19 protein-coding genes and 1 pseudogene are annotated in these 15,716 nt (G+C 33.8%); 18 read left to right on the top strand and 2 right to left on the bottom strand.

Annotated elements, in window-relative coordinates:
* The first annotated feature begins 47 nt into the window (after window positions 1-47).
* The 14 genes from G9F72_RS06825 to G9F72_RS06890 all read left to right on the top strand — a co-directional run bounded on the left by G9F72_RS06825 (window position 48) and on the right by G9F72_RS06890 (window position 9,858).
* Window positions 48-380, top strand: coding sequence for a glycerol dehydratase reactivase beta/small subunit family protein (locus G9F72_RS06825; protein ID WP_164956588.1), 333 nt, complete (start codon window positions 48-50; stop codon window positions 378-380).
* 15 nt (window positions 381-395) lie between these two features.
* A complete protein-coding gene (locus tag G9F72_RS06830; protein ID WP_164956589.1) occupies window positions 396-1,364 on the top strand; it encodes a cob(I)yrinic acid a,c-diamide adenosyltransferase in 969 nt (322 codons plus the stop codon).
* 11 nt (window positions 1,365-1,375) lie between these two features.
* Window positions 1,376-2,791 carry an aldehyde dehydrogenase family protein gene (locus tag G9F72_RS06835; protein ID WP_164956590.1) on the top strand — a complete coding sequence of 472 codons (1,416 nt, stop codon included), beginning with the start codon at window positions 1,376-1,378 and terminating at the stop codon, window positions 2,789-2,791.
* A 12-nt stretch (window positions 2,792-2,803) separates the two neighbouring features.
* Complete coding sequence (locus G9F72_RS06840) at window positions 2,804-4,018, top strand: zinc-dependent alcohol dehydrogenase (protein WP_164956591.1); 1,215 nt, start codon at window positions 2,804-2,806, stop codon at window positions 4,016-4,018.
* A 10-nt stretch (window positions 4,019-4,028) separates the two neighbouring features.
* Complete coding sequence (locus G9F72_RS06845; protein ID WP_164956592.1) at window positions 4,029-4,343, top strand: BMC domain-containing protein; 315 nt, start codon at window positions 4,029-4,031, stop codon at window positions 4,341-4,343.
* 20 nt (window positions 4,344-4,363) lie between these two features.
* Window positions 4,364-4,642, top strand: a complete 279-nt coding sequence (gene eutM, locus G9F72_RS06850) for an ethanolamine utilization microcompartment protein EutM (protein ID WP_164956593.1) — start codon at window positions 4,364-4,366, stop codon at window positions 4,640-4,642.
* Window positions 4,643-4,654: 12 nt separating this feature from the next.
* Window positions 4,655-4,972, top strand: a complete 318-nt coding sequence (locus tag G9F72_RS06855; protein ID WP_164956594.1) for a BMC domain-containing protein — start codon at window positions 4,655-4,657, stop codon at window positions 4,970-4,972.
* Window positions 4,973-5,060: 88 nt separating this feature from the next.
* Window positions 5,061-5,339, top strand: coding sequence for an ethanolamine utilization microcompartment protein EutM (eutM, locus tag G9F72_RS06860; protein WP_164956795.1), 279 nt, complete (start codon window positions 5,061-5,063; stop codon window positions 5,337-5,339).
* 21 nt (window positions 5,340-5,360) lie between these two features.
* The gene (locus G9F72_RS06865; protein ID WP_164956595.1) at window positions 5,361-5,996 is read left to right on the top strand and encodes a phosphate propanoyltransferase; all 636 of its coding nucleotides are present in this window, start codon (window positions 5,361-5,363) and stop codon (window positions 5,994-5,996) included.
* A gap of 114 nt (window positions 5,997-6,110) precedes the next feature.
* Window positions 6,111-6,386, top strand: a complete 276-nt coding sequence (locus tag G9F72_RS06870) for a EutN/CcmL family microcompartment protein (protein ID WP_164956596.1) — start codon at window positions 6,111-6,113, stop codon at window positions 6,384-6,386.
* 43 nt (window positions 6,387-6,429) lie between these two features.
* Window positions 6,430-7,776 (top strand): 4Fe-4S dicluster domain-containing protein, encoded by a 1,347-nt coding sequence (locus G9F72_RS06875; RefSeq protein WP_164956597.1) that lies wholly within the window; start codon window positions 6,430-6,432, stop codon window positions 7,774-7,776.
* Entirely contained in the window at window positions 7,769-8,317 is a 549-nt protein-coding gene (locus G9F72_RS06880) for a BMC domain-containing protein (protein WP_164956598.1), read from the top strand. The genes G9F72_RS06875 and G9F72_RS06880 overlap by 8 nt, the downstream gene beginning before the upstream one ends.
* A gap of 19 nt (window positions 8,318-8,336) precedes the next feature.
* Complete coding sequence (locus G9F72_RS06885) at window positions 8,337-8,531, top strand: hypothetical protein (protein ID WP_224676002.1); 195 nt, start codon at window positions 8,337-8,339, stop codon at window positions 8,529-8,531.
* Between the two features lie 34 nt (window positions 8,532-8,565).
* Window positions 8,566-9,858 carry a class II aldolase/adducin family protein gene (locus G9F72_RS06890; protein ID WP_164956599.1) on the top strand — a complete coding sequence of 431 codons (1,293 nt, stop codon included), beginning with the start codon at window positions 8,566-8,568 and terminating at the stop codon, window positions 9,856-9,858.
* Window positions 9,859-9,944: 86 nt separating this feature from the next.
* Here G9F72_RS06890 and G9F72_RS27350 read toward each other — a convergent pair.
* A pseudogene (locus tag G9F72_RS27350) lies at window positions 9,945-10,148 on the bottom strand (L-rhamnose isomerase); the annotation flags it as partial.
* A gap of 89 nt (window positions 10,149-10,237) precedes the next feature.
* On the opposite strand from G9F72_RS27350, the gene G9F72_RS06900 reads away from it, so the two are divergent.
* From G9F72_RS06900 to G9F72_RS06910, 3 genes are read left to right on the top strand one after another with little or no spacing between them, the layout of a single operon-like run.
* The gene (locus G9F72_RS06900; protein ID WP_164956600.1) at window positions 10,238-11,161 is read left to right on the top strand and encodes an NUDIX hydrolase; all 924 of its coding nucleotides are present in this window, start codon (window positions 10,238-10,240) and stop codon (window positions 11,159-11,161) included.
* A 49-nt stretch (window positions 11,162-11,210) separates the two neighbouring features.
* A complete protein-coding gene (locus G9F72_RS06905) occupies window positions 11,211-11,855 on the top strand; it encodes a cysteine hydrolase family protein (protein ID WP_224676003.1) in 645 nt (214 codons plus the stop codon).
* Between the two features lie 22 nt (window positions 11,856-11,877).
* Window positions 11,878-13,368 (top strand): nicotinate phosphoribosyltransferase, encoded by a 1,491-nt coding sequence (locus G9F72_RS06910; RefSeq protein ID WP_164956601.1) that lies wholly within the window; start codon window positions 11,878-11,880, stop codon window positions 13,366-13,368.
* 117 nt (window positions 13,369-13,485) lie between these two features.
* Here G9F72_RS06910 and G9F72_RS06915 read toward each other — a convergent pair whose 3' ends face one another.
* Window positions 13,486-14,133, bottom strand: a complete 648-nt coding sequence (locus tag G9F72_RS06915) for a hypothetical protein (protein ID WP_164956602.1) — start codon at window positions 14,131-14,133, stop codon at window positions 13,486-13,488.
* 434 nt (window positions 14,134-14,567) lie between these two features.
* Here G9F72_RS06915 and G9F72_RS06920 point away from each other — a divergent pair, with 434 nt between their 5' ends.
* Window positions 14,568-15,701, top strand: a complete 1,134-nt coding sequence (locus G9F72_RS06920; RefSeq protein WP_164956603.1) for an SPFH domain-containing protein — start codon at window positions 14,568-14,570, stop codon at window positions 15,699-15,701.
* Window positions 15,702-15,716: the final 15 nt, after the last annotated feature.

The following is a 15,716-nucleotide window of genomic DNA, read 5'->3' on the forward strand; positions in this document are numbered from 1 at the left end:
TGATTAGTAATGCCAAAAGTGATAACTAATCTAAGGGAGATAATAATATGAAAAGTAAAAGCCCTGTTATAGTGGTTTTTGTTACTAAAGATGGAGAATGCTTTTTAAAAGAAGTATTAGCAGGAATAGAAGAAGAAGGTATTCCTTATGAAGTGGAAAGGGAGCAATATGGCTCATCTAGCGAACTTGCAACGAAAGCTGCTTCTCAGTCACTTTTGGAAACTGGGATAGGTATAGATGAAGAGTTTGCTAGTATAACTATATGTAAGTTACCTAGAAATAAACCACTACAGTGTTATAGATGTTTAGATAATGATAAGCTGAGACTTGTAGGTAATAATGCAGCTAGAATCATTAAAGGGATACCTTTAAAATATTAAAGGGCTGGTGGTAATATGAGTATCACTACAAAAAACGGTGATAAGGGTTATACAAACCTTTTAAATGAAAAAATGGTAATTAAAAGTGATCCTAGGGTAAAGCTTCTTGGTGAAATAGACGAACTTTCTAGTTATTTGGGATTACTTAAGAGTGAAATAGATGATGATAAAATAAAAGATGAGATAAATAATATACAAGGGAATATAAGTAATGTAATGGCACAGGTTGCCGCGGGAAACCATGATAAATATTACTTAGCAGTGGATAATTTAATAGAGATTGAAAAGTTAATAAGCAAGTATGAAGGTATGTCTATTCCACAAAATAAGTTCATTATTCCTGGAGACAATAGAGTTTCCGCTATTACTGACATATGTCGTGCTATAACTAGAAAAGTTGAGAGGCAGTTAATCTATGTTGATTCCACAAACAAAATAGAAGAAAATAGTAAAAAATACTTTAACCGCTTATCAGATTATCTGTATGCAGTAGCTAGATATATAGATTTTAAAGATGAAATTACTAAGAAAGTAAAAGAATCTTTAAAGGTGGAACTTATAATAGATGGAAAAGAAAAGGTTTTGAATCTTGAAGCAGCTAAAAAACTGCTAGGTCAAATTGAAATTAAGGCAACAAATATTGGTTTACCTGTAGTTATAGCCATAGCAAACCAGTGGGGCACTATAATAGCAGTACATTTTATGGATGGAGCCCTTCCAGGAAGCTATGATATAGCTGTTAACAAAGCATACACCTCAGCTATATTTAGACTAGGTACTTTAAAACTAGGACAAATGTCTAAAGTCGGGCAAACACTGCAAGGTATTAATGATACAAATAGCAGAATTGTTATATTTGGAGGAGGATATCCTCTGATGATTAATAATAAGGTTGTAGGTTCTGTAGGTGTAAGCGGTGGAAATGGCGAACAAGATGATGAAATTGCTCTATTTGGAACAAGTCTTATGGAAAAATTGAATTAAGGGGGGGGCAAATGTCAGTTAAACAAGAGGATATAGAAATTATAATAAAACAAGTTCTTTCAAATATAAAGAATGCAAAAAAAATATCTACAAACACATCTATAGGGTCTTCAGTTGGTATTTTTGAGGACATGAATGATGCAATAGAAGCTGCCACCGTTGCTCAGAAAAAAATAAAGGTTATGACTATTCAGCAAAGAGAATCTATAATAGTGAAAATCAGAGAAAAAACTATTGAAAATGCTAGAATACTGGCTGAACTTGGCGTTGAAGAAACTGGTATGGGTAGAGTTGATCATAAGATTCTAAAGCATGAACTTTTAGCTAATAAAACCCCAGGTACTGAGGACATAAAAACAATAGCTTGGTCTGGTGACAAGGGATTAACATTAGTAGAAATGGGACCTTTTGGAGTAATTGGGTCAATAACGCCTTCCACAAATCCAAGTGAAACTATTTTATGTAACAGTATAGGTATGATAGCAGCTGGAAATACAGTGGTTTTCAATCCTCACCCAGGTGCAATTAAGGTTTCACTTATGGCTGTGAAAATTGTTAATGAAGCATCTATGGAAGCTGGTGGACCAGCAAACATAGTAACAACTGTTTTTAGTCCTACCTTGGAGTCCTGTAACATTTTAATGAAGCATAAAAATATAGCCTTAATTGCTGCCACTGGTGGCCCTGGTGTTGTAACAGCGGCGCTTTCCTCAGGGAAGAGAGCTATAGGTGCAGGGGCTGGTAATCCTCCCGTTGTTGTGGATGAAACAGCAGATCTTCCAAAGGCCGCAAGGGACATAATAGATGGAGCTAGTTTTGATAATAATCTTCCCTGTATAGCTGAAAAGGAAGTAGTAGCAGTAAAAGAAATTACAGATGAGCTTATGTATTATATGGTTCAAAATGGAGCATACGAAATTACTCCAGAGGAAGCTGTAATGTTGACTAGATTAGTATTTACTGATAATAAGGGTAAGTTATCCTTAAATAGGGATTGGATAGGAAAGGATGCATACAAAATATTAAGAGCCTTAGGTAAGGAAGTTAATGAAAATATAAGATGCATAATATTTAAGGGACCAAAGGATCATCCATTAATAATAGAAGAATTAATGATGCCAATCTTAGGTATTGTAGAAGTAGAGGACTTTGATGAAGCAGTTCAGGTTGCAAAACTCCTTGAACAGGGTAATAGACACTCAGCTCATATGCATTCAAGGAATATTCAAAATTTGACTAGGCTTTCAAGGGAAATTGATACTGCAATATTTGTAAAAAATGCACCTTCTTATGCAGCACTAGGTTTTGGTGGAGAAGGATACTGCACCTTTACTATTGCAAGTAGAACTGGAGAAGGTCTTACATCAACAAAAACCTTCACAAAAAGTAGAAGATGTGTATTAGCTGATGGTTTATCAATAAGATAGGGAGTTGAAATAATGGAAATAAGTCAAATTAATATTGAAGATATTGTTAAACAGGTTATGAAAGAAATGGTGGAAAAAAATACGGATAGCAAAAGTTCACCTGGAAGTGGTTCGATTTCTAAAATGAGCCATGTAGCTATGCTTACTGGTGAGAGGAAAATAGAAGTAAAAGAATTTAAAATCCCTGAAATAAGTGATGATGAAATACTTGTTAAGGTTGAAGGTTGTGGAATTTGTGGTACTGATGTACATGAATACAAAGGAGACCCTTTTGGTTTAATTCCTGTAGTACTAGGTCATGAAGGATCAGGAGAAATAGTTAAAGTTGGTAAAAACATTAAAATAGATACAGCTGGAAAATCAGTTAAACTTGGTGACAAATTAGTATCTTGCGTTATACCTTGTGGGGAATGTGAGCCATGTTTAAGCAATCCAGGAAGAGCTAATCTTTGTGAAAATGCAAAAATATTTGGACTTCTTCCAGATGATGAAGTTCATCTAAATGGATGGTTTGGTGAATACCTAGTACTCAGAAAAGGTGCAACTTTTTTCAATGTAACTGGTATGAATCTAAATCAAAGACTCTTAATTGAACCTGCAGCAGTAGTAGTACATGCAGTGGAGAGGGCAAAGACAACGGGGCTACTTAAGTTCAATAGTAAAGTAGTTGTGCAAGGCTGTGGGCCAATAGGACTCCTTTTAATTTCTGTAGTTAGAACTCTTGGTGTGGAACATATAATAGCGGTAGATGGTGATGAAAATAGATTGAAAATGGCTAGAAAGATGGGGGCAACTAAAACTGTGAACTTTATGGAGCATAATGGAATAGATGCTTTAACTAAAGCTGTTTATGAGGCTTGTGATGGTATAGGTGCAGATTTTGCTTTCCAATGTACTGGTGTTCCAAAAGCAGCGGCAAATATCTGGAAATTCATAAAACGTGGTGGTGGTCTTTGTGAGGTTGGTTTCTTTGTTAATGGCGGAGATTGTACAATAAATCCTCATTTTGATATATGTAATAAAGAAGTTACGTTAGTAGGTTCTTGGACTTATACCCCTCAGGATTATCCAACAACTATTGACTTTATAAAAAGAGCAACTGGTATAGGGCTTCCGCTTGAAGAGTTAATAACTCATAAATTCTCACTAGATAATTTAAATGAAGCTATGGAAGTTAATATGAAGCAAGAAGGAATAAAAATTATTTATGTAAATGAAAACTTTTAGGTGGTGAAAAATGGCAGAGGGTGTAGGATTTCTTGAAGTATATGGCTTAACTGCAGCTTTTGTTGCAGCAGATGCAGCTTGCAAGGCTGCAAATGTTAGAATAGATGCTTTTGATCATAATAAACCAGCCAATGCAGATAATTTACCAGTACCACTACTTGTTTTGGTTAAAATGAGAGGAAGTATTGAAGATGTTAAAGCGGCAATGGATGCAGGGGAGCAGGCTGCTAAAAAGGTATCAGGAGTGGTTACCACTCATATTATAGCCAGACCAGATATGGATACTGAAAAATTATTAAAAATAAATTCATTAACAAAAAAATAAAATTTTAGGAGGATATTAATATGACTCAAGAAGCTTTAGGAATGGTAGAAACAAGAGGTCTTGTAGCAGCAATAGAAGCAGCGGATGCAATGGTAAAGGCAGCAGACGTAACACTTATAGGAACAGAAAAAGTTGGTTCAGGACTTGTAACAGTAATGGTAAGAGGAGATGTAGGTGCTGTTAAAGCAGCAACAGAGGTTGGAGCGGCTGCAGCACAAAGATTAGGAGAACTTGTAGCAGTTCATGTAATCCCAAGACCACATGGCGATGTGGAAAAAATTCTTCCAAGCACAAAGTAGGAGATTTATTTTATGAAAGCATTAGGTTTTGTAGAAGTATCGGGAGTAGTAGCAGCAGTTGAAGCTCTAGATTCTATGCTGAAAACTGCGGATGTTGAGTTTGTTACATGGGAAAACAAGCTTGGTGGAAGACTTGTAACCATAGTAATAACTGGTAGCATATCCTCAGTTAATGAGGCAGTGGAAATTGGTAGTGCAAGGGCAAACGCAATAACTAAAACTGTTGCACATGCAATAATTGCAAATCCTCATGAAGAAGTTATAAAATTAATCCAAATAAGCGCTAAAAAATTAAATCTAGCGAAAAGTGGTGAAGCACGTGAGTTCTGATGAGTTAAATATACAAGAAATAGAAAACGAAGCAGAAAAAAATGAGAATAATTTAAGTAAGCAAAACATTATGAAGGGGGATATTAAAATGGAACATCAAGCATTAGGAATGGTAGAAACAAGAGGACTAGTAGCAGCAATAGAGGCAGCGGACGCAATGGTGAAGGCAGCTAATGTTATATTAATCGGAACAGAGAAAATCGGTTCAGGACTTGTAACTATAATGGTAAGAGGGGATGTAGGGGCAGTAAAAGCTGCAACAGAAGTTGGAGCAGCTGCAGCGCAAAGACTAGGAGAACTTGTAGCAGTACACGTAATACCAAGACCACATGGTGATGTAGAAAAGATACTTCCAACAGTAAAATAATTAGAAAAGTAAGGGATAATTATGGATAAAGATGAATTAGTTAAAATTATAACAAAAATGGTTAAGGAAACCATAACTAATAATGATAATATCCTTGTACCAGTAGGTGTTTCTGGAAGACATGTACATTTGTGTAGAGAACATATGGACATTCTGTTCGGTAAAAACTCTCAGCTTGAAAAAAAGAAGGATTTAATGGGAGGGCAATTTGCGGCGCAGCAGTGTGTAACAATTATTGGAGGGAAGCTTAGCTCATTAGAAAATGTTAGAATCCTTGGTCCGCTCCGAAAAGAAAGTCAAATTGAAATATCAAAAACTGATTCTATAAAGCTTGGGGTAAAAGCCACAGTAAGGGAATCCGGTGAACTCAAAAATTCTGCACCGATTACATTAGTAGGACCTATTGGTGCAATTACACTTATTGAAGGATGTATAGTTGCTAAAAGGCATATTCATATGTCAAACCAGGAAGCAGAAAAATTTGGTCTACAAAATAACCAAATTGTAGATGTGAAAGTACCCGGAGGACGGGGTGGGTTATTAGGTAATGTACAGATTAGAACTGATAATACCTATACTTTAGAAATGCACATCGATACAGATGAGGCTAATGCAATGGAAATCAAATGTGGAAGTTTACTCCAGATAGTAAAATAATTAAAAGAGTACCAAGTGCCAGTAGACGGATTTTATAGCTGGTACTTGGTATTTCCACAATAAATTAGAAAAAAATTAAATTTATATATATATATTTAAGGGAGTTGCGTATTTATGATTATTGGTAAGGTAATCGGTAAAGTTATTTCTACAAGAAAAAACCCTAAATTAGTAGGAAATAAATTTTTAATTGTTGAGCCTTTAGGTGATTTTGGGTTTGATGCCAACAATAGAATTGTAGCTGTTGATAATGTTGGTGCTGGGGTGGGTGAAATTGTTCTTGTTGTCACAGGTAGTTCGGCTAGGGCTATATGTGATGTAGACAATGCCCCAATTGATGCTGCCATCGTAGGAATTGTAGATAATGAGAAGGATATAATGTTAGATTAATAGACTTACTACACTAATAGATATAGTACAACGGGGTGAATAAATGGAAATTGAAGAATTAAAAGCAAAATTACGAGCTTTTGGTGTTGTTGGAGCAGGTGGAGCAGGCTTCCCAACCTATGCTAAATTAAATAGTTTAGCTGAGGTTGTAATATTAAATTCTGCAGAGTGTGAACCACTTCTCAGGGTGGATAGGCAACTATGCAAATATTATACAGAAGAAATATTAAGTGCTTTGGAGTTAATCGTAAAGACTTTAAATGCAAAAAAAGGAATTTTTGCAATTAAATCAGAATATAAGGAAGCTATTGCTTCTTTAAAAGAGGTTATATATAAATATACGAATATAGAAATAAAAATATTAGAAAATGTTTACCCTGCTGGGGATGAAGTTGTACTTGTATATGAGGCTACTGGAAAAATAGTCCATGGAGGATCGTTGCCAATAGAAGTAGGTGCTGTGGTAGTAAATACTGAAACTGTATTAAATGTTTATAATTCGGTATATTTAGATAAGCCAGTTACCCATAAATATGTAACAATAACTGGTGAGGTGAATAATCCAACTACAATAAAAGTTCCCATTGGAACATCTATAAGACAATGCATTGAGTTTGCGGGCAACCCGAAAATTGAAAATTTTAAAATAATTTTAGGCGGGCCAATGACTGGGAGAATTGGAGCTTTAGAAGATGTAATAACTAAAACTTCTAAAGCTATAATTGTACTGCCAGAAGGACATTCAACAATTATAAAAAGAAATTTAAAAACTTCTATTAAAATAAATAGAGCCAGGTCAGTTTGTTCACAGTGTAGAATGTGTACTGATTTATGTCCCAGATATCTTTTAGGACACAATATTCAGCCACATAGAATAATGAATGCCTTAGCAAATGGACTAACAAGTGATATAGAAGCATTTACTTCTGCCAATCTTTGCTGTGGTTGTGGAATTTGCGAAAACTATTCATGTTATCAAGGACTAGCACCCTCTTCAATAATCGGGGAATTAAAAGATAGACTAAAAGAAAAAGGTGTTAAGAATATTACATCTAAGGTAGGAAGCAAGGTAAATGCAAGAAGAGAAGGCAGAAAAGTTCCTATGGAGAGATTAATAGCCAGGTTAGGACTTACTAAGTACAATATAGAGGCACCACTAGTAGAAGAGTTGTACAGTGTAAATAAAGTGGTTATTAAGCTAAATCAACATATTGGAGCAGTTACTACTTCCGTGGTAAAAGCTAATGACCTTGTAGAGGTTGGCGATTTAATTGGAAAAATAGAAGATGGTAAATTAGGAGCTAATATACATGCTAGTATTTCTGGAGTAATTACTGCGGCTAACAATAAGGAAATAACCATAGAAACAAGGAGGTATATCAATGGATAAGGCCATAGGACTTGTTGAATATATAACTGTGCCTGGGGGTATTAGAGCTGCAGATAAAATGCTTAAAACTGCAGAGGTTGAAATACTTGAGGCTCAAACAGTTTGCCCAGGAAAATATATGGTGCTTATTTGCGGTAAATTGAGTGCAGTTAATGCGGCTATAGAGGCAGGCAAATTGGAGTTCGAAGAAAATATAATAGATAGTTTTATTTTAGGAAATCCCCATGATTCCATATTTAGTGCTATAAGTGGAGTATCAGATCCTGGTGAAGTTGAAGCACTGGGAATAATAGAAACCTTTTCAGGAGCATCTATAATAGTAGCTGCAGACACAGCGGCTAAAACTGCTAAAGTAAATCTAATAGAAATAAGAATTTCTCGTGGAATGTGTGGCAAATCCTATCTACTAATGTCAGGAGAAATTGCAGCGGTGGAGGCTTCAGTTGCAGCAGCTTGCAAAAGTGCCAGTGAAGATGGAATGCTTTTAGACAAAGCAATTATTGCTAGACCTGATCCCAAACTATGGGAAAAATTGTTATAAGGCTCTATCAATATCTTTTTTGAATTTTAATTTTAAATATAAAAAAGAGATTAAAATAAATGAAAACACTGAGGCTTTAGTTGTAGATAACGAAGATCAAATACTAAAAAAAGAAGACCAGATTTTAGGTGTTGGGTCTAAAGCAATAATGGGAAGGAATATTTTTTATTGGACTATATATGTTTATAGCAAATATTTTAATAATAATAATTGATAATATAATTTTATAAAAATAGGGAGGATATTGTATGAATTTTGAATTGTTACATCCAGCGGATCAGTTAATAATGATTATGGAAAGAATTTATGGTTATGGTATGACAACCACTTCCGGTGGTAATCTTTCAATAATGGATGAAAATGGAGATATTTGGATTACTCCAGGGGGAATTGACAAGGGTGCACTAACTCGCAAGGATATTATAAGGGTTAAACCAGATGGGACTATAATTGGTGACCATAAGCCTTCTAGTGAATTCCCTTTTCACCAATTAGCTTATAAGAGTCGGCCGGATTTTAAAGCAGTTCTTCATGCTCATCCACCAGCATTAGTTGCATTTAGCATTGTTCGGAGAATACCTGATACAAACCTGGTACCTAACGTACATAATGTATGTGGAAAAGTTGGCATGGCGGAGTATGGACTTCCTGGAAGTACAGAACTAGGAGAAAAAATAGCTTTAGAGTTTAAAAAGGGCTTTAATACAGTAATTCTGGAAAATCACGGAATTGTTGTTGGCGCTGATAATTTGTTTGAGGCTTATAGGTCTTTTGAGACTTTAGATTTTTGTGCAAGGATTGAAATTTATGCTAGGAGCATAGGTACCCCTATAGCTTTAACGGAGGATGAAATTGGACTGTCAAAAAATAAGCAACATATAAGTATGGAAGAATTCCTTCCAAGTAGCTTTAGCAGCTTAGAGAGAGAAGCAAGAAGAATTATGTGCGAACTAATACATCGGGCTTACGATCAAAAGCTTTTTACTAGTACAGAGGGTACTTTTTCACGAAGACTTGAGGGTGATTCCTTTCTTATAACCCCTTTTAATGTGGATAGAAAGTATATTCAGCCTGAAGATATAGTTAGAATTGACAATGGCTGTAAGGAAGCAGGAAAGACACCAAGTCGTTCGGTTATGCTTCATAAGGCTATTTATGAAAAGCATCCTCATATTAACTCCGTAATAATTGCTCATGCACCAAACATTATGGCATTTTCTGTTACAGATGTAGATTTTGACTCAAGAACTATTCCAGAAAGTTATATACTTCTTAGAACTATTCCAAAGGTGGCCTATGGGTCGGTATTTATGGAAACAGAGAAGCTAGCTGAGATGTTTATACCTAAAACTCCAATAGTACTGGTGAAAAATGATTGTATTATAGCTACTGGAAGTAGTTTAATCAATGCTTTCGACAGGCTTGAAGTAGCTGAATATAGTGCAAAGGCTATTATAGCTTGTAAAAATTTAGGCTCTATTGTAGCTATTGATAATGAAAAAATTGCTGAGCTAGAGTGTGCTTTTAATTTAGAAAAATAGGATAATAAAAAATATATAATTGGAGACCTTGATATAATTTGTAATATAAGATTATCAAGGTCTCTGCCATTTTTTCCAGTAAGCTGACCCTCGGGATTTTCAAAACCTGCCACGTCATCACCTTGCCAACAATGGATAGAAATTGCAATCTTTTCTAGTTTTGATAAAACATCATCAGTATTAACACCAAATTCAGAATATTTTTCTTTGTCTGCTAAATATGAATTTATTATTATTAATTGATTTTCTAAATATAGAAAACATTGTAAAATATCTTGACTTTGTACTATAGTAGTGCTAAGGTTATAGTATTAAAGTAGTACAAAGAAGAACAACTGTACATAGTCATAAAAATAATAAATTAGAAAGGAAAATGATTATGAGTAGTATAGATATAAAAAACAAAGATGGATTAACAGAAAAGGAGTTTTTAGATAGTTACATACCAGGCAATTATAGTAGGCCATCCAATACAGTTGATATGTTACTTTTTACGGTAGATGATGTACCAGTAGAGGGGAAAGACCCTGATAAAGCACTTAAAATGCTTTTAATAAAAAGGGCAGACCATCCATACATGGGATGCTATGCTATTCCAGGAGGTTTTGTTCATATTGATGAAGCTTTAAGCACTGCTTGCTATAGAGAACTTAAAGAAGAAACTAATGTTGAAAGCGTATATTTTGAACAGTTAAAAACTTTCGGTGATTTAGTAGACAGAGACCCAAGAATGAGGGTTATTTCAATAGCTTATTTGGCCTTAGCTGATAAAAATAATATTAAGCCAGTAGCTGGAGATGATGCTACTTATGCGCAATGGTTTACGGTAAGGAAAAATTTTATTTCCACTAATAATTCAGGAACTGAGAGAGTTGATACCTACAATCTAATTTTTGTTTCTGATGACGGTGAGGTTAAAATAGGGTATCTTATCACTGAGAGATTTGTTAAAAATGGTATTATTTCAATTAAAGTACCTTCTTATGAGCTTCTAGAATGGAGTAAAGAGGAACTTGCCTTTGATCATATTGATTTGGTATATTGTGCTATTGAAAGATTAAAAAATAAAATAGAATATACGCCCATAGCATTTACTCTTTTACCTAAGTATTTTACCCTAAGAGAAGCTCAAAAACTTTATGAAACAATACTCAATGTAGAAAAGCCTTTTTCAAGAGCTAATTTTAGACGAAAGATTAAAAAAATGGTAATAAAGACTGAAAAAGAAAAATTAACAGCAGGAAGACCTGCCATTTGCTACATGTTTAATGAAAGCTGGGAACATAGTTTTTTTGATGAATAATGAAAATAAAATATATAAATAGGAAAAGAGAATTTATATGATGGCTTTAATGATAAATAAAATATTTGATATGGAAAAGGAGATAAGTGGTAAGATACTTAATTTAGCGGACCTTCCAAAAGAAAAAACAGCACTAATTGTAGTAGATATGGTAAATGGCTTTGTGCACCAAGGTGCATTATCATCACAAAGAGTTACAGAAATAATAAGTAATTTGGTAGCTATTAACGAAAGGACAAATGGGTTTAAAAAAATATTTTTCTTAGATCAGCATGATGAAAATTCAGTGGAGTTTAAAAATTATGCTGTACATTGTTTGAAAGATAGCATAGAGTCGGAGCTTATTCCCGGTTTAAGAGAAGAGGCCACTACCTTTCATAGCAATACTACAATGATACCTAAAAATAGTACTAATGGTTTTCATGCACCAGGATTTAAATTATGGCTTGATGAGAACGAAGACATCATTGAAAACTATATTATTGTAGGCTGTGAAGTTGATATTTGTGTAAGTCATTTTGCTACAACCTTAAAGACATATTTTAACCAAAAGAACCTGTGCAGAAGAATTATCGTTCCTGTGGACTCCGTTGAAACTTTTGATTTTGGAATCCACGATGGGGATTTAATGAAAGTTATTTCTCTATGGGAAATGCAATCGAATGGTATAGAAGTAGTAGATAGTATAATATAAAAATTAAGAGGGAGCGATTTATTTGAGCAAAATATTAAACAACTTCAATATTAAAGATGAAAGAAACCTTTCAATGTTAATGGATTTTTATGAACTAACAATGTCAAATGGTTATTTTGTAAATGGGCTTTCAGACACTATTGTGTATTTTGATATGTTTTACAGAAAGAATCCGGATGGAGCCGGTTACTCAATAGTTGCTGGCCTTGAGCAACTTATTGATTTTATTAAAAAACTAAAGTTCACTGGAGAAGATATTGAATACTTAAGAAGTAAAGGAATTCTAGCAGAGGAATTTTTACAATACTTATTAGCTTTTAAATTTACTGGAGATGTTTATGCAATACCAGAAGGGACGCCAGTATTTCCTAATGAAGCACTTGTTACTGTTAAATCAAAGGTAATTGATGCACAGCTTATTGAAACAATGCTTCTATTAACAGTTAATCACCAAAGCTTAATAGTTACTAAGGCCAATAGAATTGTTAGGGCTTCAAAAGGAAGACCAGTTTTGGAACTGGGAGCAAGAAGAGCGCATGGAGCTGACGGAGCTATAATTGGGGCAAGAGCTTCTTATATAGGGGGCGTAACTGGTACCGCCACTGTAATGGCAGAAACCATGTTTGGAGTTCCTGCAACTGGTACCATGGCTCATTCCTGGATACAATTATTTGGAGATGAATATAAGGCATTTGAAACCTATGCAAAAACCTACCCAGATTCATGTACACTGCTTGTTGATACTTATAATGTTTTAAAAAGTGGTATTCCTAATGCTATTAAAGTTTCAAGGGATGTTCTAGAACCAATTGGAATGAGATTAAAAGCAATTAGACTAGATAGTGGTGACCTTGCATACCTTTCAAAGAAAGTAAGAGTTATGCTTGACGACGCAGGTCTTTCAGATTGTAAGATAGTAGCTTCCAATAGTTTAGATGAATATATAATTACAGAGTTATTAAACCAAGATGCTAAAATAGATATATTTGGTGTTGGTGAAAGAATGGTTACTGCGAAATCAGAACCGGTATTTGGTGGAGTTTATAAATTAGTAGCTGTTGAAGAAAACGGAGAAATTTCTCCAAGAATTAAATTAAGTGAAAATGAAGAAAAAATAATTAATCCAGGATATAAAATGATTTGGAGATTATTTGATAAGGACACTAATATGGCGATTGCTGATGTTATAACATTGGCGAGTGAGGTTATTAATGAATCAAAGCCTTATATTATCTTTGACCCAGTTTCTATTTGGAAGAAGAAAAAAGTCACTAATTTTTATGCTAAAAAGCTTCAAGTTCCAGTTTTCCTTAAGGGAGAATGTGTATATGAGTTACCAACAATTGAGGAAATAAGGACCTACTGTAAAACTCAAGTAGACAGTATATGGGAGGAAGTTAGGAGGTTTTCTAATCCTCAAAAATACTATGTAGATTTATCTAAGGAACTTTGGATGGTTAAACAGGAATTAATTGAAAGGTATAAAGATTCAGAAGAAAAAGATGAAATATAGAATATAAAACAATTAAATAATATTAAACTGAAAAAAGGGAGTTCAATTATTGAACTCCCTTTTAATATATATGATATTAAATTTTGAACTAAGCCGCATAGTGTTTGGTGTGAAATCTTATGTGAAATATGCTAGCCTAATTATATCTTTTGGCCGTCTTTTATTCCAAAGCAAGTCTAAATCTATCTTTCGACGCTCTCCATAGGTGGATACAGTTATATAATATATATTATCCTTAGAATTAAGCTTTAAATCAGTTATAGTCATCCAGTGCCAAGTATATTCTTTAAATTCAACTAATGGATGTTTAAGGACTAGGATGGCAATGGGAAGTTTTTGAGATAGTGCCATAGAAATAAAGTTTATTGCCTCTTGAATAGTAGCAGCATTATCATCTAAAATATGGGAAGCTAAAGATATGCCTCTTTTACTTGCAAAAGCCAAGACACTATCTGAGAATTTGCGAACAGAGGTAAGTCCAAAGATTCCTGGCTTTACATATTTTCTGATTTCAATCATATGCAGAGTAAAATCCACCTTACTTACAATACACTTATAAGCGTATAGTGCATTATATTTATCAGTAAAGGTTTGAGCTAAATATGCAGTTATATTTGCTGCAGCAACAGGTCCACAACCACTAAGCTTATGAAATTTCTTTGGGAACCAATACTGATTGCCACCATAATATGAAATTTCTGAGTCATATATATTAAATTGAATCTCTTCAAAGTTAGTATCTTTAGGTGTAATGAAATTTTCCATGGTTATCACCCCTTTATATGATTTTAAATTATTTTAGAGCAGATTTTAATAAGCAAGATTAATTTTAGTTATTATCTAATATACTATAGTTCTTATTAGGTGTAAACAAGGTAAATATGGCATATAAATAAGATATATTCTATTCACTTACTTATACTATATTCACAATTATAAAATCGCTGATATTTTATAAAAATTACTACCATTTATTTTTAGCAAGTAAAATCAAAAACTCATAGTACAGAATAATAATGCCATAGCTTATGGAATGTTCACAAGAAATAGTGCTGTAAAAAAGGGATTTTGGAACTGAGTATAGAAAATTATAATTAGATAGATTTCTAAATAAAATAATTGTTATGTACATAAGGGACACAAGGCACATAACAATTAATAACTGTTATGTGCTATAAAGGAATACAGGAGGGGTAAATATGGGACTATTTGACTTTATTAAGAATCAATTTATTGAGGTAATAGAATGGACGGATAATACTACAGATACAATGGTATATAGATTTCCAGTAGAAAGCAAAGAGATAAAAATGGGAGCGCAATTAACTGTAAGAGAATCTCAACTTGCGGTATTTATTAATGAAGGCGTTATAGCAGATATATTTTATCCCGGTAGATATATTTTATCTACTCAAAATATGCCTATAATCACTAAGCTAAAATCATGGAAGTTTGGCTTTGATTCGCCTTTTAAAGCAGAAGTGTATTTTGTTAATTCAAAACAATTTACAGATCAGAAATGGGGTACCTCAAATCCTATAATGATGCGTGACAGTGAATTTGGAATGCTTCGATTAAGAGGGTATGGTATTTATTCATATCGAGTTAATAATGCTGAAATATTTTTAAAAGAGGTTTTTGGAACTAATCAGCAGTTTGATACTGAAAGCATTGCAGGACAATTAAAACGTACTATTTTATCAGGGATTACAGATTTATTAGGTGAAGCTAAAATTCCTGCACTAGATCTTGCTATGAATTACGATGAGTTAAGTGAGCAGGCTAAAAATAAATTACAACCTAAATTTTATGAATTTGGATTTGAACTTAAAACACTAGTAATAGAAAATTTATCTCTTCCTGAAGAAGTCGAAAAAGTTATGGACAAGAGGACTTCCATGGGGGTGCTTGGAAATCTAAATCAGTACACTCAATATCAAGCAGCAGAAGCAATAAGAGATGCGGCTCAAAATACTTCCGGTATTGCTGGTGCAGGAGTTTCTATTGGGGCTGGAGCTGCTATTGGAAATATTATGGCAGAGTCACTAAAAGGAAATTCTTCTTCGCAAAATCCTTCTGTGAATAGTACAGTTGAATGCCCTCACTGCCATTCACAAGTATTAAATAATCATAAATTTTGTCCGGAATGTGGAAAACCATTAGAAGAATTAAAGAATAAATGTAATAAATGTGGAGTAGATATTGATAGGAATGCAAAATTCTGTCCAGAATGTGGTCAGGCTCAGAATTTAGAAAAAATTTGCACAAAATGCAGTGCTAAAATGTCCCCAAATGCAAAGTTTTGCCCGGAATGTGGAAATGCAAATACTTAGATTTTGAAAAAATAT

Origin of the sequence: Clostridium estertheticum, assembly GCF_011065935.2 — a bacterium.
Classification (GTDB): Bacteria; Bacillota; Clostridia; order Clostridiales; family Clostridiaceae; genus Clostridium_AD; species Clostridium_AD estertheticum_A.